This is a genomic window from [Mycobacterium] stephanolepidis, from assembly GCF_002356335.1.
Taxonomy (GTDB): Bacteria; Actinomycetota; Actinomycetes; order Mycobacteriales; family Mycobacteriaceae; genus Mycobacterium; species Mycobacterium stephanolepidis.
Genome location: NZ_AP018165.1, coordinates 1,419,701 through 1,437,063, shown reverse-complemented (window position 1 = coordinate 1,437,063; position 17,363 = coordinate 1,419,701). Strand labels below are relative to the sequence as shown.

Sequence of the window (17,363 nt, the reverse complement as noted above, 5' to 3'; positions counted from 1 at the left end):
ATCTTGATGCGACTTTGATAGCGGTATGACCACCACACATGCAGTTGTCGCCACCGCCTATGGCGCATCCGACGTACTCGAACTTCGCGAGGTGCCGATCGACGGCCCCACCGACGGCCAAGTGCTCATCGACGTCAAAGCCGCCGGCGTCAATCCCATCGACTGGAAGCTGTACTCGGGAGCCTTCGGCACCGACCCAGCCGCAATCCCCATGCGTCTGGGCCTCGAGATCTCCGGAACTGTCGCCGCCGTCGGCCCGGGTGTCGACGGGTTCCAACCCGGTGATGACGTCATCGCCGCCGGACAGATCGGCGGCTATGCCGGCCAGATCATCACCACCGCGGACCAGGTGTTCAAGAAGCCCACAAGCCTGTCGTTCAACGAGGCCGCCGGATTCCTCCTCACCGGGCAGACCGCGGTCCACCTATTGGAAGCCACCAATGTCACCGAAGGAGACACCGTTCTGATTCACGGTGCCGCGGGCGGCGTGGGACTGCTGGCCACCCAACTGGCCAAGGCCCGCGGCGCAACCGTGATCGCCACCGCCAGTGCGGCCCGACACGAACAACTTCGCGGCTACGGCGCGATCCCGGTCGAGTACGGCCCCGGGCTGCAAGACCGGGTCAGCGCAATCGGCTCCGTCGATGCTGCTCTCGATCTCGTCGGCACCGATGAAGCCGCCGACGTCTCGTTGGCGCTCGTTGCCGACAAGGACCGCATCGCCACAATCGCCGGATTCGGCCGTGCCGCAACCGATGGCTTCAAAGCGCTGGGCGGCGTCCCCGGCGCCGATGCGGGCACCGAGGTCCGCCTTGCCGCACGCCCCGAGCTGATTCGTCTTGCGGGCAACGGCGAACTCAAGGTCACCATCGACCGCACCTATCCGTTGGCCGAAGCGCGCCAGGCCCATGAGTACGTCCAGACGGGCCATGCCCGCGGAAAGATCATCCTGCTGCCCTGACCCCCTCGCGAGCAGTCCCCCAAACCGGGGGGCTGCTCCTCGGGAGGCTAGGGCGCGGTACGGCCGAGATTCACCAGGTTGCGCAGCATCGGGAGCAGCGCCGCCAGTGCCCGTCCGCGATGCGATACCGCGTCCTTCTCCTCGGGCGTCATTTCCGCTGCGGTCCGCAGACCGCCGCGCGGCACGAAGATCGGGTCGTAGCCGAAGCCGTTCTGTCCCGCGGGTTCCCGCGCGACAGAGCCCTTCCAACGTCCCTCCACGACAACCTCTTCGCCGTCCGGAGTCACCAGCGCACACGCCGATACGAACGCCGCGCCGCGACGCTCGTCAGGCACATCGGAGAGCTGTGCAAGCAACAGCGCGGTGTTGGCGGCGTCATCTCCATGCCGACCACACCAGCGCGCAGACAGCACACCGGGCATCCAGTTCAGAGCATCGACCGCAAGCCCGGAATCATCGGCGACGCAGGCCAATCCGGTCTTCTGCGCGCCCTCACGTGCCTTGATGAGCGCATTGTCCTCAAAGCTGGCACCCGTCTCGGGCACTTCCTCGTACTCGGGCACGTCGGCGAGTGAAACCAGTTCGACCCCGGTCACCCCTGACGACTCGAGCACCCGATGTAACTCCGCGAGCTTCTTCGGGTTACGGCTCGCGACAAGTATCTTCATGGCCCCCGCCTACTTCGAACCGAACGCCTTCTTCTGTGGCGCCTCCGGCAGGACACCCGGATACGGCAGGGCCAATGCTTCCTTCTGCAACACGAACAGTTCCTCGGCGGCGCCGACGGCGGCGTCAAGCAGCTTGTCCAGCGTCGTGCGTGGGAAGGTGGCGCCCTCTCCGGTGCCCTGAACCTCCACCAACGTACCGGTGTCGGTGGCCACCACGTTCATATCCACCTCGGCGCGCGAATCCTCTTCGTAGGGAAGATCTACGCGCACCCGGCCGTCCACCACGCCAACACTCACGGCAGCGATCGCACACGACAGTGGCTCGTCATCGGCGAGCTTGCCGTGCGCGGCCAGGTAAGTCACCGCATCGGCGAGCGCGACATACGCACCGGTGATCGCCGCGGTGCGAGTCCCGCCATCGGCCTGCAGCACATCACAATCGATGGCAATGGTGTTCTCCCCCAATGCCGACAAGTCGATACACGCACGCAGTGAACGCCCGATCAAGCGGCTGATCTCCTGAGTGCGGCCGCCCACGCGCCCCTTGACCGATTCACGATCGCTGCGGGTATGGGTAGAGGCCGGCAGCATCGCGTATTCGGCTGTCAGCCAACCAAGTCCAGAACCCTTGCGCCAGCGCGGCACACCCTCGGTGGCGCTGGCGGTGCACATCACCCGCGTCTGACCGAACTCGATGAGTACCGAACCCGCCGGGTGCGAAGTGAATCCCCGCGTAATGGTCACCGGGCGCAGTTCGTCGTCTTGTCTGCCGTCTTCTCGTCTGGACACGCCCTCGACCTTATCGTCTCCGCGAAAGTACCGAGCGTGAGTGGCAGAGCTACAGCTCGAAGCTCTCGCCCGCGACCACGGCCCGCACCGGCCCGTCGAATGCCGACTTGGCCTCCGCGATGACATCCTCGCGCGAGGTCCACGGCGGGATGTGGGTCAGTAGCAGTTCCTTGACGCCCGCTCGGGCCGCGATCTGACCCGCCTCGGTGCCGGACAGGTGAAGATCCGGCGGGCGGTGCCCGGGCATATGCGTCCACGACGCCTCGCACAGGAACACGTCGGCATCGCGAGCCAGCTCGACCACGGCATCGCATATGCCGGTGTCCCCGCTGTAGGCAAGGACGGCACCTGAGGTGTCCTCGATCCGCAGCCCGTACGACTCAGGCGGATGCGCCACCCGGGTGGGTGTCACCGTGAGCGACCCGAATTCGACGGGCACACCTTCGCTCCACGCGTACAAGTCGAAGATGTCGGTGAAGTCGTCGACCTCACCGCCTATCTCAGCCGACGCGGCCCCCACCCGAATCAGGGTGTCGGCGGGCCCGTACATGATGGCCTTGCCCTTGGGCGGATTCGGGTGATAGCGGCGCCACACAAACAGACCAGGCAGGTCCAGGCAGTGGTCGGCATGTAGATGCGACAGCAGAACGGACACCGATCCGGGATCGGCGAAACGTTGCATAGAGCCCAAGACACCGCCACCGAAGTCGATGACCAACGGTGGCGCATCCGGTGCCGTCAGAAGGTAACCAGACGCCGGTGAATCCGGTCCGGTGACACTGCCTGAGCAGCCGAGCACGGTGACTCGCACAGCCCCTAGCTTGCCACGTCCGGCAAGCGTCTCGGCAGAGGGTTAGAGAGGTGTTGCAATTTCGGTGTAACCCGGAACACCGCTAGCTCGAGTTTGCACCGCTGTCACAGCCGGACCGAGGAATCTAGCCGCCAAGGTACGGAACGCATCGGGGTCACCGGTTGCCTCAAAAATGCGGTTCGGGCGTGAGGCACTCGGGTTATCCGGATGTGGCCGCAGCAGATCCCTCTCCGAGAGCACCCGCAGCAGGTCCTTGGCAGTTTCCTCGGCGCTGGACACCAACGTGACATCCTCGCCCATGGCGAGCTGGATCAGCCCGGACAGCAACGGATAGTGCGTGCAACCCAGCACCACGGTGTCGACCTGAGCCCGCTGCAGCGGCTCCAAATAGCCCTCGGCGAGCTGCAGCACTTGCCTCCCGCTGGTGATGCCACGCTCGACGAAGTCGACGAAACGCGGACACGCCACCGCCGTGATCTCGGTGTCCCGCGCGGCCGCGAACGCATCCTGGTACGCACCCGACGCGATGGTCGCCGCGGTGCCGATGACACCGATCTTGTTGTTGTGCGTGGTGTGCACAGCGCGGCGTACGGCAGGCAACACCACCTCGATGACCGGCACCGGCGTATAGCGTTCACGGGCGTCACGCAGGCATGCCGCCGAGGCCGTATTACAGGCGATCACCAGGGCTTTCACCCCACGTCCGACGAGGTCGTCACCAATGGCCAGCGCGTGCCGGCGGATCTCCGGAATGGTCAGCGGACCATATGGCCCGTTACCCGTGTCGCCGACGTAGATGATGTCCTCGTCCGGCAGCTGGTCGATGATGGCCCGCGCTACGGTCAGTCCCCCGACTCCGGAATCGAATATCCCGATCGGCGATGAGGCGCTTGCGCCAAGACCGTCCAGAGCGGTGCCGGGGCCCGTCACGTGGACAGCCTCGGTGGCGCCCCAGGACCACGCGCAGCCTTCGCCTTGCGTTCCCTACCCGAGAGCCAATAGGCGGCCAGTACGCCGGCGATGGCCCCACTCAGATGCCCCTGCCAGGACACCCCGAACTGTCCGGGCAGCACACCCCACAGCACGCCGCCGTAAAGGACGATCACGACGACACCGATGAGGATCTGACCGACGCGGCGGTTGAAAAATCCTCGAACAATCACATAGGTGAGCCAGCCGAAGATCAGCCCCGACGCCCCGATGTGATTGGTCTCGTAGGGCGAGCCGAGGTTGCCGATCAGCCACGTGCCGATCCCGCCGAGAACCCAGATGATCGCGGTTGCCAGCAGGAAGCGTCCGAGCCCGGCGGCCGCGGCCAGGAAACCCAGCACGAGCGCGGGCACCGTATTGGCAACCAAGTGCCCCCAGTTCGCATGCAGCAGAGGCGCGAACAGAATGCCGTCCAGACCATCGGCCTCCAGGGGCCGGATGCCGTTCTGGTCGAGGCGGTGCCCCGTGACCGTATCGATGCCTTCGACGACATAAAGCAACGCGACGAACGAGACGACCAGAATTCCGCCGGTGACCCATTGCGGCCGTCCGGACCGCTCGGGACGGGATGGATGGAACCCCTCCGGGCCACCCTGATATCCCGTCATGCCCACAACTGCCCTTCCAGCGCGTCCTCTGCGTCATCTACGGTACCGGCGTAGGCGCCGGTCGACAGATACTTCCAGCCCGCATCGGCCACCACGAATGCGATATCCGCGCGCTCGCCCGCCTTGACAGCCTTGGCCGCCATGCCGAGTGCCGCGTGCAGAATCGCACCGGTCGAGATGCCCGCGAAGATGCCTTCCACTTGCACCAACTCACGGGTACGGCGCACCGCGTCGAACGAACCGACGGAAAAGCGGGTGGTGAGCACGTCGGGGTCGTACAACTCGGGCACGAATCCCTCGTCGATGTTGCGCAGCGCGTAGACGCCCTCGCCATAGCGCGGCTCGGCGGCAACAATTTGTACGTTCTGCACTCGTTCCCGCAAGAACCGTCCCGTACCCATCAGCGTTCCGGTGGTGCCCAGCCCGGCGACGAAGTGGGTGATCTCGGGCAGATCGGCCAGAATCTCCGGTCCGGTGCCGTGATAGTGCGCGGCGGCATTCGCCGGGTTGCCGTACTGATACAGCATCACCCACGAAGGGTTTTGCGCGGCAAGCTCTTTGGCGGTGGCGACGGCGGTGTTGGAGCCGCCTTCGGCCGGGGAGAAGATGATCTGAGCGCCGTACAGCTCAAGCAGCTGGCGTCGCTCGATGGAGGTGTTCTCCGGCATCACGCAGATCATCTTGTAGCCCTTGAGCCGCGCGGCCATCGCCATCGAGATTCCGGTGTTACCACTGGTGGGTTCCAGAATCGTGGCTCCCGGTTCCAGCAGCCCGTCCTGCTCGGCCTGTTCGATCATGCGCAGGGCGGGCCGGTCCTTGATGGAGCCGGTCGGATTGCGATCCTCCAGCTTGGCCCATAACCGCACATGCGGATCGCCGTCCCAGGCCGGGGACAGCCTCTGCAACCCGACCAGCGGCGTGTTCCCGAGGGCCTGGAGCAACGAGTCGTATCGGGTCATGCGCCGCTAGCCACCGGCCACGGCGGGCAGGATGGTGACCGAATCGCCATCGGCGATCTCGGTGTCCAGCCCACCCGAGAACCGCACGTCCTCGTCGTTGACGTAAATGTTGACGAAACGGTGCAACTTGCCGTCGTCAACCAGCCGGTCGGAGATCCCGGAATAGTTGGATTCCAGGTCCGCGATCACCGCTTGCAGCGTGGAACCCGTTGCCGTGACGCGCTTCTCGCCACCGGTGTGCGTACGCAGGATCGTGGGAATCGATACTTCAATCGACACGGTGGGTATTCCTTTTCTCTAGTACTGCTCGACGTATTGGTCCACAACGGAAATCTCCTCTTCGGTGACCACCCCGTCGACGATCCGGTAACTGCGCAGCTCGTGCTGCTCAGGATCGCGAGTGGACACCAAAACGTAGTGGGCATCGGGTTCTGCGGCCAGGTTGATATCGGTACGGCTGGGGTAGGCCTCCGTCGCGGTGTGCGAGTGATAGATAACCACCGGCACCTCATCGGCATCGTCCATCGCCCGCCAAACCCGAAGCTGCTCACCGGAATCAAAGCGATAAAAAGTCGGAGACCGCTCGGCGTTGATCATGGCGACGTGCCGCTCGGGACGATCGGAGCCCTCCGGACCGGCCAGCACACCGCAGGCCTCATCGGGGTGATCGGCGCGGGCATGCTTGACCATGGCGTCGACCAGATCGGCGCGAACTACCAGCACTGTCTTTCCCTGCTTCCCTCTTGGCCGTCTCGGACGATTACGAAAACGCTCCTGGCAACACGTCACGATATGCGGGTATTCCGGCCACACTCGCGGCGCCCACCACTGCCCGCACCACAGCACGCTCCACACAGTCGGCGGCGGCGATCCCCACCGAAACGGTGAGAGCCTCGGCATCGCCCTCGCCGGTCCCGGTCGCCAGCACGTACAGCGTGTCCCCATCCATCGGGGTGTGCGCGGGCCTGATCGCCCGCGCCAACCCGTCGTGGGCGGCGATCGCCACCCGGCGGCATTGCGCCTTGCTCAGCGGGGCGTTGGTCGCCACCACGCCGATCGTGGTGTTCAGCGAAACCGACTTGTCGGGCAACGCGGCCAGCGCCGCAATCTGGCTTGCCGGGGGCGCGCCGAGCTCCGGTGCACACGCGGGGTCCCACGGCAGCCCTGTCGACGGATTAATCACCAGTCCAACGGGGTTGGCGACGATCACGACACCCACCACAATCCCGTTACCCAGATCCGCACTCGCGGAGCCGACACCGCCCTTGAGGGTGCCGGCCCGCGCTCCGACACCGGCACCCACGGCACCCCATTCGGGCGTATCGCTTGCGAGTTCTGCTGCACGGTAACCGAATTCGGCGTCGGGACGACTCTTCCAGGCACCCACCGGTAGATCGAAGATGACTGCTCCCGGGACGATGGGCACGGTGCCGCCCTGCAGGGCGACTCCCCTGCCCTGCTCCTCCAGCCAGCGCATCACCCCATCGGCGGCGGCCAGTCCGTAGGCGCTGCCGCCGGTGAGCACAATGGCGTCGACCGTGGAGACGGTATTCGCCGGATCGAGCAGATCGGATTCACGTGTTCCCGGAGCTCCGCCGCGCACATCGACCGCCCCGGTGGTCCCCGGCGGTGCCAGCACCACGGTGGTGCCGGTGGCCCAGCCCGATCCGAGTTCGGCATCGGCATCCACCCTCTGGTGATGTCCCACCAGCATTCCCGGAACGTCGGTGATCGCACCCGAGAACAGGCTCATACCGCCGACTTCCCCATCAAAGCGAGCACCAATAACTCCTGCATCACGGTCAGCCAGTGATAAATGTCCATATGTCCGGCCATCGGATCGTCGGCGGGCAATTCCTGCGGCCCGTCGCTGTCGATCCCGAGCATCGCGCCGAGCGCCAGGCGCACGTCATTCAGCGCGGTCAGCCATGCGCGCGCATCGTCCTCGGACAGCTCAAAGCGCCCGCCCTCCAGGGGAAGAGTGCGCAGCAACCGTTGACCCGCCTCACGTTTGGCGTCGATGATCTCAGGTTCGTAGAGGCTGCGCAGTGCACTGTTGAGTCCACTGACCGCCTCGAGACTGCTGGTGCCGTCCTGGTCGGGGCGGTGAAAGTCCGGAAGTAGCCGCCCGAGGGTGACATCGGAGGGCGCCGCGGTGTTCCCCGTACGGATGCCGGTAAGCTGTGCCAATTCGTCACTGGGCGCCGACGATTCGCGCTCGTCCAGCATCGCCAGCATCGAGGTGACCATCGACTGCACGAGCGCAGCCTCGTGCGGCTCCATCTCCGAACGCAGCCGAATCCCATCAGACGCGTTGACGCGCTTCCATTTTCGCACGGATCAGCGGCTCAACGATCCTGCTGCAATGTGGCCCATAGACCGGCGGCATGCAGCTTGCTGACGTCGATCTCCATCGACTCGCGCGCCCCGCACGACACCACCGCCTTGCCCTCGTGGTGAACCTGCAGCATCAGGTTGGTGGCCTCGCTCTCGCTGTAGCCGAACAGCTGCTGGAACACGTAAGCGACATAGTTCATCAGGTTTACCGGGTCATCCCACACGATGGTGACCCACGGCGACTGGGTCTCGTCGACATGTTCGACAGACCTCTCTGCGGTAGTCCCTGGCAAGGCTCGCGCCGGCGCACCCATGGCCCCAGAATACCGGGGCCGCGAACTCTGTCAGCATGAAGTTCGGGTTCCCCGTCTCCCCGGAGCCTCTCGGGAGGCGTTCACGCACCCGGGTATCCCGCTAACGTGGCGCACATGGCGCACATGGCGCACCTGCATACGTCATTGCTCACCGACAAGTACGAGCTCACCATGCTTGCCGCGGCACTGCGTGACGGCACCGCGGGACGTCAGGCCACGTTCGAGGTATTCGCCAGGAGATTGCCGGACGGCCGCCGGTACGGCGTCGTCGCCGGCACCGCTCGATTGCTCGAGGCGCTTGCCGAATTCCGATTCGGCTCGGAAGAATTGGAATCGCTGTCCGACTTTCTTGACGACGACACACTCCAGTACCTGGCCACATATCGGTTTGGCGGCGACATCGACGGCTACCGGGAGGGTGAGCTCTACTTCCCGGGATCCCCGGTACTCACCGTGCGGGGAACCTTTGCCGAATGCGTCATTCTGGAAACCCTGACGTTGTCGATCCTGAACCACGACAGTGCCGTCGCCTCAGCCGCCGCACGAATGGTGTCGGCCGCCGCGGGCCGTCCGCTCATCGAGATGGGCTCACGGCGCACCCACGAACTGGCCGCGGTGGCCTGCGCCCGCGCCGCCTATCTCGCGGGATTCGAATCGACGTCCAACCTGGAGGCACATCGCCGCTACGGTGTGCCCGCCCGCGGCACCGCCGCGCACGCCTTCACCCTGCTCCACGCCAAGGACGGTATGAGCGCCAGCGAGGCCGAACGTGAGGCATTTCGCGCACAGGTCGAGGCGCTCGGCGTGTCCACCACCCTGCTGGTGGACACCTACGACATCACCACCGGGGTCGAGAACGCCATCGCCGTCGCCGGACCCGAGCTCGGGGCGGTGCGCATCGACTCAGGGGATCTGGGCATGCTGGCCCGGCAGGTTCGCGCACAACTCGACGCGCTGGGTGCACACCGGACCCGCATTGTCGTCTCCGGGGACCTCGACGAGTACTCCATCGCGGCACTGCGCGCCGAGCCCGTCGATATCTACGGTGTGGGCACCTCGGTGGTGACCGGATCCGGGTTCCCGGCGGCCGGCATGGTCTACAAACTCGTCGAGATCGACGGCATCCCGGTGGCAAAACGCAGCAGTCACAAGGAATCACACGGCGGCCACAAATGTGCACTGCGCACCGCCAAGCCAACAGGCACCGTCACCGAGGAAGTGGTGTATCGAACGGCCACCGGTCAGCCGCCGGTGACGGAACCGCACCGGGTGCTGACCACCCCCCTGGTGCGCGGAGGGGCGCCCGTCACATCCGACTCGCTCGACGACGCCAGGGGCCGGGTACGCGCGGGATTACTGAGCCTGCCGTGGGAGGGACTGGGGCTTTCCCACGGGGATCCTGCGATTACCACCCGATTGGTGGGATAATTCCTGGCCGGAGGACACATGGCAGCCAGAAGGCAATGGGCGGGAACCACTCCCGCAGAGCGTCGAGCGACGCGTCGGCGGGCACTGCTCGATGCCGGTATCGCGGCGCTCGGCGCCATCGACGGCCCCGCGCTGACCATCCGAACGGTCTGCAGATCTTCCGGCGTATCGGAGCGCAACTTCTATGAGGAATTCGGTGACCGCGACGACTTCGTGCGTGCGGTGTACCAAGACGTCCTCGAATCCGTGATGCGTGTCGTCACCGAATTCGCCGCCGAGGGAGACGATTTAGAGACCCGCGCGGTGGAGACCTTCATCGGGGCTACCGTCGACAACCCCGCCTACGGCCGCATCATGATGCTCGCCCCGTTCACCGAACCCACACTGGGCAGTGTCGGGTTCGCCGGGTCGATGGCCTTCGCCTCACTTGCCGAGAAGGCACTGATCGATGTCGACGATCCGGGACGGCGCCGCTTCCTGTCGGTGTCGCTTGTCGGCGCGGCCTCCGGCGCCATCATCGATTATCTGCGCGGAGATCTGGCCATCAGCCGCGACGAGCTCATCGACTACATCTCTCGCATGGGCCGCCACGTGTCTGACATCTTCGATTGAGCACCGGCGGGGGTACCGTCGATCCATGGGCAGGGCGCTTATCGTCGTCGACGTGCAAAACGACTTCTGCGAGGGCGGCGCGCTGCCCGTGTCCGGCGGCGCCGCGCTCGCCCAGAAGCTCAACGACCTCACCGCATCCGGCGCATACGACGCGGTGGTGGCGACGCGCGATTTTCACATCGACCCCGGCGACCACTTCTCCCAGACACCGGACTTCGTGACAAACTGGCCGCCGCACTGCCGGGTCGGCACACCCGGTGCCGACTTTCATCCCGACTTCGACCTCACCCCGGTCGACGAGGTGTTCTCCAAAGGCGAGTATTCCGCCGCGTATTCGGGATTCGAGGGCATCTGCGCCGATGGCACGGCGTTGGCGGTGTGGCTGCAGAAGCGGGGCCTGGGCAGCATCGACATAGTGGGCATCGCCACCGACTACTGCGTGGCCGCCACCGCGCGCGACGCGGCCCGACAGGGGCTGCATACCCGTGTACTCACCGCATATTCCGTTGGCATCAACGAACAATCAATGAATCACGTCCTCGATGAGCTCCGAGCCGACGGCGTCGAGGTAGTCCGCTGAAGAATACCGACACTCCCATATCCGCCACTGGGTTGCTTGCCACGGCCGTCACCGCGCTCGGCGGAACCGAGCGCGCCGGACAGCTCACGATGGCCACGGCCGTCGAGCACTCCCTGCACAGCGGGGAGCACCTGGTGGTCCAGGCCGGCACCGGCACCGGCAAGTCCCTGGCATACCTGGTACCCGCACTTGCCCACGCCATCGAGGAGTCATCCCCGGTCGTGGTCTCCACCGCCACCATCGCGCTGCAGCGTCAGCTCGTGGATCGCGACCTGCCCCGATTGGCGGAGGCGCTGGCGCCCTCACTGGCCCGCAAGCCCAGATTCGCCATCCTGAAGGGCCGGGGAAATTACCTCTGCCTCAACAAATTGCACAACGGAGCCGCATCCGATCAGGAGGCACCCGACACGTTGTTCGAGCCCTTCGCGGCCAGCGCCCTCGGCCGCGACGTACAGCGGCTCAACGACTGGGCGGAGACCACCAAGACCGGGGATCGCGATGAACTCAAGCCCGGCGTACCCGATCGCTCCTGGTCGCAGGTCAGTGTGTCGGCGCGCGAATGCCTCGGCGCAACTCGGTGCCCGTTCGGCACCGAATGCTTCGCCGAGCTGGCCCGGCTCGACGCCGGACAGTCGGATGTGGTGGTCACCAACCACGCGCTGCTGGCCATCGATGCCATCGCCGACATAAACATCCTGCCCGAGCATGACGCGGTGATCGTCGACGAGGCACACGACCTCGTCGACCGGGTGACAAGCGTTGCCACCCAAGAACTCTCGGCAGTCGGGCTGACCGTCACCATCCGGCGCATAGGCCGCCTGGTGTCACCCGAAACAGCGAGCCGTTTCGAGGCGAGCTCGGCGACCTTCTCCTCGCTGATACACGACAGCAGGCCCGGCACCATCGACCGCGCGGATGAGGAGACCGTCATCTACCTGACCGCGCTGCGCGATGCCGCGGCCGCCGCACGCACCGAGATCCCCACCGGCCAATCCACCGACCCCGCCACCGCGGCCGCGCGCACCGAAGCAGTTGCCGCACTGGACGATATCGTTGATGCCGCGTCCCTGGCACTGGCCTGCTGGGCCGAGCCGGACATCACCACACGCCCCAACGTGGTGTGGCTCGACCACGAGGACAACCGAGGCACGGTGCGTCCGGTGCTACGGATCGCCCCACTGTCGGTCGCCGGACTGCTACGCACCCGCCTGTTCGGGCAGCGCACCGTCGTCCTCACCTCGGCCACGCTGGTCCTCGGAGGCAAGTTCGACACGATGGCCGCCTCCTGGGGCCTGCCTGCCCGAGTGCCCAGCGCAGATTCGAACACCGAGACCAAGACCGTCTGGCATGGCATCGACGTCGGATCCCCCTTCCAGCATGAGAAGTCCGCCATTCTCTACCTGGCACGGCACCTTCCCGCCCCGGGCCGCGATGGCGTCGGTGCGGCGACACTCGACGAGATCGAGACTCTGATCCGTGCCGCAGGAGGACGCACCCTGGGACTGTTTTCCTCGATGCGTGCCGCCAAGGAGGCATCCGAGGAAATGCGAACCCGGCTCGACACCCCGGTGCTGTGCCAGGGAGACGACGCGACATCGGTTCTGGTCGAACAATTCAGCGCGGACCCACAAACCTCGCTGTTCGGCACCCTGTCGCTGTGGCAGGGCGTCGACGTGCCGGGACCGTCGTTGTCGCTTGTTCTCATCGACCGAATCCCATTCCCCCGCCCCGACGATCCCCTTCGGGCGGCCCGGCAACGCGCGATCAGTGCGCGCGGAGGCAATGGATTCATGGCGGTGGCGGGCACCCAGGCAGCGTTACTGCTGGCCCAGGGCACGGGTCGGCTGTTGCGAGGCGCGCAGGACAGAGGCGTTGTCGCGGTGCTTGATTCACGGATGGCTACGGCGGGCTATGGCGGATTTCTGCGCGCATCGCTGCCACCGTTCTGGTCGACACACGACTTGTCGGTAGTCACCGCGGCGCTCCAGCGACTGATGACCGCGCACGATGCGACCTATGCTGGAGAGGGCACCCGCACACGGGGATAGCCGCTACAGAGAGACGGCCATGTCGCTTCCGGACAGGTGGATTCACACGCCGACGGTAGTCCTGGCCTGCTGCGCCGTGCTGACACTGACACTCTCGACCTGCGCGAATACTGTTGGGGGCGTTCCAATTTCGCAGCTCGGCAATGCTTATCAGGTTGCCGGGATCCCCGCCGTCGACGGTCCGTCCGGGCTACGCCCCCACCCCGCACCGGCCGACAGGGCCGTGCACGGCGGCGACGATGGCGAGATGGACCGCCTCGCCGTCAACGCAGTCGCCGATATCGAGGACTTCTGGCAGGAGGCCTATCCCAAGACCTTCTGGGCGACGTTTCATCCGGTCGATTCGTTGACGTCCTGGAACAGCGCGGGCCCCGACATCGCGAACTTCTGCGACAGCCTCACAATCGGCTTCGACAACGCCGGCTACTGCGTCAGCCAGAACAGCCTGGGGTGGGACCGTGGCGCGCTGCTGCCCAAGTTGGTGCGGATGTTCGGCCCCATGGCCGTACCCATGACGCTGGCCCACGAGTACGGGCATGCCCTCACGCACCAGGCGAAGATGGTTGACCCTCACACACAGACGCTGGTCAGCGAGCAGATGGCCGATTGCCTGGCCGGGACATATCTGCGATGGGTGGCACAGGGCAGCTCACCACGTTTCACGCTGACGTCAACAAGGTCATCGCGGCGCTGATCGCGTTCCGGGACGATCCGATCGAGGCAGGCGGCATGATCGATGCGCATGGATCGGCATTCGAGCGGGTATCGGCCTTCCAAGACGGATTCGTCGACGGCGCGGCCGCATGCACCCGAATCGACATGGCGGAGATCGCCAAGCGAGCCGGTGGACTCCCCGAGAACCTGCCGCATGGCCGATCGGAAGGCATCCCCGTCTCCGCCGACACCCTGCGCACCCTGATGGCGGTGCTCGGGGCGATCTACGGCACCGCACTCAACACGGCGCCCCCGCAGCTCTCGGTGTCGGGGGCGGCATGCGACGAATCCGGACGCCGCACGAGATCCCCTGCGGCGGTGTACTGCCCGGACTCCAACACGGTGGCGCTCGATCTGCCGCGGCTGACCGCCCTGGCCCAGCCCACGCACGATCAGGGGCAGGTAACCGGCGATTTCACCGCGTACTCGATGGTCATCTCCCGTTACGCGTTGGCGGTCGAGAATCAACACGGCCTGCCGCTCGACAATGGGCAGAGCGCACTGCGCACCGCCTGCCTGACGGGTGTCGCGTCGGCGGCAATGGCCAAACCCACCACGCCCAACGATGAACCGAACCCGATGGTGCTCACCGCCGAAGACCTCGATGAGGCGGTATCGGGGCTGCTCACCAACGGCGTCGTGGCCAGCGATGTCAACGGGACCACCATCCCGGCGGGCTTCTCCCGGATCGATGCCTTCCGAGACGGAGTGGCCGGATCCACGGATCGCTGCCTCACCCGCTATGGGTAAGTCGTGCCGCTAGTGCTCCAGGTCGCTGGCGGCCAGCACCGCCAGACCCAGCTCGCTATCGCCCGCCAGCAGCGGATGATGCGGAAGCACCCGCACCGTGTAACCCACCGACCCGGATACCGGCAACGTGGTCGTGGTGGAGAAGGTCTCCACTCCTCCGTCACGACTGCCGGTGTGCGTCATCGGGACGATCACCGATTCGGATAGCTTGTCGTCCAGGTCCACTCGCCCGATCACCGCCTGCACGGCGACCTCCGAGGGAGCCAGCCCGGAAAGCTGAACCGACGCGGTGAGCGTCAGCGGCGATCCCAGCAGCGGGGTGTCCGGCAGGCCCGAACTGTCGACATCGGTGATGACCAGCGACGGCCATACCTGCTGTACTCGTTCGCGATAGCGCGCCAATTCCTTGGCCGGGGCGAAGGACTGATCAGCGCCGACAGTGGCACGCAACGACTTGGCCGCGGGAGCGTAATAGCCGACGGTGTAATCGCGAACCATCCTGGATGCCAAAACCTTTGGACCCAACTTCTCCAGGGTGTGTCGAACCATCTCGACCCAGCGCTGCGGCGTGCCGTGCTCATCGCGCTCATAGAACTTGGGCGCTACCTTTTGCGCCAGCAGCTCATACAGCGCCGCGGCCTCCAGGTCGTCGCGTCGGGTGTCGTCGGTGACACCGTCGGCCGTCGGTATTTCCCAACCGTTTTCGCCGTCGTACCACTCGTCCCACCATCCGTCACGGATGGACAGGTTGAGACCACCGTTGAGTGCGCTCTTCATCCCCGAGGTCCCGCACGCCTCGAGCGGACGCAGTGGATTGTTCAACCACACATCGCAGCCGAAGTACAGATAGCGGGCCATCGACATGTCGTAGTCGGGAAGGAAGGTGATCCGGTGCCGCACGTCCGCCTGATCGGCGAACCTGACGATCTGCTGGATGAGCCCCTTACCGCCATCGTCGGCGGGATGCGATTTACCTGCCACGATGAGCTGCACCGGATGCTTCTCGTCCAGGAGCAACTCGCGCAGCCGTTCCGGGTTACGCAGCATCAGCGTGAGCCGCTTGTACGTCGGAACCCGGCGAGCGAACCCGATGGTCAGCACACCCGGGTCGAAGGCATCGTCCACCCAGCCCAACTCGGCCTCAGCCGCCCCGCGCTGCAGCCACGACGCACGTATCCGCCGTCGCACGTCCTGAATCAGCTGCTCACGCAACTGCGATCGGATCCACCAGATGTGTCCGGGGTCTACCTCGTGGATGCGATCCCATCCGCTGGCGTCGTTGAACGCCTCGGCCCCGACGAGCTGCTGGCCCAGCTCCAGCCACTGCGGCGCCGCCCAGGTGGGCGCGTGCACGCCGTTGGTGATCGATCCGATGGGTACCTCGGCCGCATCGAATGACGGCCACAGCCCGTTGAACATCGACCGGCTCACCTGGCCGTGCAGGAGCGATACACCGTTGGCACGCTGCGCCAGCCGCAGCCCCATGTGAGCCATGTTGAACGTGGAGGGATCGTCCTCCGCCCCCAGCGCGACGATGCGATCCACCGGCACACCTGGCAGCAGCGTGGAGTCGCCGGATTCCCCGAAGTATCGACGCACCAAATCCACCGGGAAGCGGTCGATTCCGGCGGGAACCGGTGTGTGCGTGGTGAACACGGTGCTGGATCGGACCACCGTCAGGGCGGTTTCGACGTCCAGCCCGTGCTGCCCGATGTACTCGCGAATGCGCTCGAGCCCCAGGAATCCGGCATGACCCTCGTTGGTGTGGAACACCTCGGGAGAGGGCGCACCCGACGAGGTGACGTACGCACGAATGGCACGCACTCCGCCGATACCGGCCAGGATTTCCTGCTTGATGCGGTGGTCCTGATCGCCGCCGTACAGCCGGTCGGTGACGTAGCGCAGTTCCCGATCGTTCTCCGCGATATCGGAATCCAAGAGCAGCAGCGGAATCCGGCCCACCTGAGCAACCCAGATACGCGCCGAGAGCACTCGATCCTGCGGCATCGGCACCGTGATGAGGATCGGGGTGCCATCGTCATGTGCCAGCAGCCGCAACGGCAGACCGGCCGGGTCGATCAGCGGATACTGCTCGGTCTGCCAACCGTCGGCGGTCAACGACTGCCGGAAGTATCCCGACCGGTAGTGCAATCCCACCGCGATGAGCGGCAGACCCAGATCGGAGGCGGCCTTGAGGTGATCGCCGGCCAGGATGCCCAAGCCACCGGAGTAGTTCGGCAGCACCTCGGAGACGCCGAACTCCATCGAGAAGTACGCGATCGCGGCAGGCAGGACGGCGCTCTCGGCGCTCTCTTCACTATCCCGCTCCAGCTGACGCTGGTACCACATCGGGCGATTCAGATAGTCATGAAGATCACCCGCCAAGGCGGCCACCCTGTCGACGAAGCCGTCGTCGGCGGCCAGTTCGTCGAGCCTTTGCGCCGGGACCGACCCCATGACCGCAACCGGATCGTGGTTGGTCTGCTCCCACAGCTGCTGATCGATATCGGCGAAGAGATCCCTGGTGGGTTGATGCCACGACCAGCGCAGGTTGTTGGATAACTCACCCAGCGCCGCCAACCGCTCCGGAAGATGGGCACGAACCGTGAATCGACGTAGGGCTTTCACCCTTCAGAACCTTACTGAGATTTCGGTGGATCGCATGCCCGGCGGAAATTCCGCACCGACACGCCATGCTGTGGCGGTTCGGTGTCGCACGCTTGCGCCGGTGGCGAGCGTGTCGGCGAAGCCTCCGGTCACGCTTCTGCGCCGCGCCGCAAGGGCCCGTCTACTA

General features: G+C 65.6%; 17 protein-coding genes and 1 pseudogene. 6 read left to right on the top strand and 12 right to left on the bottom strand.

Annotation, left to right across the window (positions count from 1 at the left end; translation table 11 throughout):
- The first annotated feature begins 25 nt into the window (after positions 1 to 25).
- The gene (locus tag MSTE_RS07215; RefSeq protein ID WP_096500067.1) at positions 26 to 961 is read left to right on the top strand and encodes an NADP-dependent oxidoreductase; all 936 of its coding nucleotides are present in this window, start codon (positions 26 to 28) and stop codon (positions 959 to 961) included.
- A 47-nt stretch (positions 962 to 1,008) separates the two neighbouring features.
- Here the strand turns inward: MSTE_RS07215 and rdgB are convergent, their stop codons facing one another.
- Genes rdgB through clpS form a run of 11 tightly spaced genes read right to left on the bottom strand, consistent with a single transcriptional unit; the run spans position 1,009 to position 8,437 of the window.
- Positions 1,009 to 1,629, bottom strand: coding sequence for an RdgB/HAM1 family non-canonical purine NTP pyrophosphatase (gene rdgB / locus MSTE_RS07210; protein ID WP_096500065.1), 621 nt, complete (start codon positions 1,627 to 1,629; stop codon positions 1,009 to 1,011).
- A gap of 9 nt (positions 1,630 to 1,638) precedes the next feature.
- The gene (rph, locus tag MSTE_RS07205; RefSeq protein WP_030094934.1) at positions 1,639 to 2,418 is read right to left on the bottom strand and encodes a ribonuclease PH; all 780 of its coding nucleotides are present in this window, start codon (positions 2,416 to 2,418) and stop codon (positions 1,639 to 1,641) included.
- 49 nt (positions 2,419 to 2,467) lie between these two features.
- On the bottom strand, positions 2,468 to 3,229 hold the full coding sequence (locus tag MSTE_RS07200) for a cyclic nucleotide-degrading phosphodiesterase (RefSeq protein WP_096500063.1): 762 nt from the start codon (positions 3,227 to 3,229) through the stop codon (positions 2,468 to 2,470).
- Between the two features lie 42 nt (positions 3,230 to 3,271).
- Positions 3,272 to 4,138: a glutamate racemase gene (murI, locus tag MSTE_RS07195; protein WP_096505570.1), complete on the bottom strand. Its 867-nt coding sequence runs from the start codon at positions 4,136 to 4,138 to the stop codon at positions 3,272 to 3,274.
- 17 nt (positions 4,139 to 4,155) lie between these two features.
- On the bottom strand, positions 4,156 to 4,827 hold the full coding sequence (locus MSTE_RS07190; protein ID WP_096500061.1) for a rhomboid family intramembrane serine protease: 672 nt from the start codon (positions 4,825 to 4,827) through the stop codon (positions 4,156 to 4,158).
- Positions 4,824 to 5,786 (bottom strand): cysteine synthase, encoded by a 963-nt coding sequence (locus MSTE_RS07185; RefSeq protein ID WP_096500059.1) that lies wholly within the window; start codon positions 5,784 to 5,786, stop codon positions 4,824 to 4,826. The genes MSTE_RS07190 and MSTE_RS07185 overlap by 4 nt, the downstream gene beginning before the upstream one ends.
- A gap of 6 nt (positions 5,787 to 5,792) precedes the next feature.
- On the bottom strand, positions 5,793 to 6,065 hold the full coding sequence (locus MSTE_RS07180) for a MoaD/ThiS family protein (RefSeq protein ID WP_096500057.1): 273 nt from the start codon (positions 6,063 to 6,065) through the stop codon (positions 5,793 to 5,795).
- 18 nt (positions 6,066 to 6,083) lie between these two features.
- Positions 6,084 to 6,509, bottom strand: a complete 426-nt coding sequence (locus MSTE_RS07175) for a M67 family metallopeptidase (RefSeq protein ID WP_030094928.1) — start codon at positions 6,507 to 6,509, stop codon at positions 6,084 to 6,086.
- 37 nt (positions 6,510 to 6,546) lie between these two features.
- A complete protein-coding gene (locus tag MSTE_RS07170) occupies positions 6,547 to 7,539 on the bottom strand; it encodes a P1 family peptidase (RefSeq protein ID WP_096500055.1) in 993 nt (330 codons plus the stop codon).
- Positions 7,536 to 8,123, bottom strand: a complete 588-nt coding sequence (gene aosR / locus MSTE_RS07165) for an oxidative stress transcriptional regulator AosR (protein ID WP_046252993.1) — start codon at positions 8,121 to 8,123, stop codon at positions 7,536 to 7,538. The genes MSTE_RS07170 and aosR overlap by 4 nt, the downstream gene beginning before the upstream one ends.
- An 11-nt stretch (positions 8,124 to 8,134) precedes the next feature.
- Positions 8,135 to 8,437: an ATP-dependent Clp protease adapter ClpS gene (gene clpS, locus MSTE_RS07160; RefSeq protein WP_030094925.1), complete on the bottom strand. Its 303-nt coding sequence runs from the start codon at positions 8,435 to 8,437 to the stop codon at positions 8,135 to 8,137.
- 123 nt (positions 8,438 to 8,560) lie between these two features.
- On the opposite strand from clpS, the gene MSTE_RS07155 reads away from it, so the two are divergent.
- The 5 genes and pseudogenes from MSTE_RS07155 to MSTE_RS07135 all read left to right on the top strand — a co-directional run bounded on the left by MSTE_RS07155 (position 8,561) and on the right by MSTE_RS07135 (position 14,569).
- On the top strand, positions 8,561 to 9,865 hold the full coding sequence (locus MSTE_RS07155; RefSeq protein WP_096505568.1) for a nicotinate phosphoribosyltransferase: 1,305 nt from the start codon (positions 8,561 to 8,563) through the stop codon (positions 9,863 to 9,865).
- 18 nt (positions 9,866 to 9,883) lie between these two features.
- Positions 9,884 to 10,477 (top strand): TetR/AcrR family transcriptional regulator, encoded by a 594-nt coding sequence (locus MSTE_RS07150; protein ID WP_096500053.1) that lies wholly within the window; start codon positions 9,884 to 9,886, stop codon positions 10,475 to 10,477.
- Positions 10,478 to 10,502: 25 nt separating this feature from the next.
- Positions 10,503 to 11,057: an isochorismatase family protein gene (locus tag MSTE_RS07145; RefSeq protein WP_096500051.1), complete on the top strand. Its 555-nt coding sequence runs from the start codon at positions 10,503 to 10,505 to the stop codon at positions 11,055 to 11,057.
- The gene (locus MSTE_RS07140; protein WP_408645912.1) at positions 11,054 to 13,105 is read left to right on the top strand and encodes an ATP-dependent DNA helicase; all 2,052 of its coding nucleotides are present in this window, start codon (positions 11,054 to 11,056) and stop codon (positions 13,103 to 13,105) included. The genes MSTE_RS07145 and MSTE_RS07140 overlap by 4 nt, the downstream gene beginning before the upstream one ends.
- A gap of 19 nt (positions 13,106 to 13,124) precedes the next feature.
- Positions 13,125 to 14,569 (top strand): annotated as a pseudogene (locus tag MSTE_RS07135) (peptidase).
- A 9-nt stretch (positions 14,570 to 14,578) separates the two neighbouring features.
- Here MSTE_RS07135 and glgP read toward each other — a convergent pair.
- The gene (gene glgP, locus MSTE_RS07130) at positions 14,579 to 17,197 is read right to left on the bottom strand and encodes an alpha-glucan family phosphorylase (protein ID WP_096500049.1); all 2,619 of its coding nucleotides are present in this window, start codon (positions 17,195 to 17,197) and stop codon (positions 14,579 to 14,581) included.
- Positions 17,198 to 17,363: the final 166 nt, after the last annotated feature.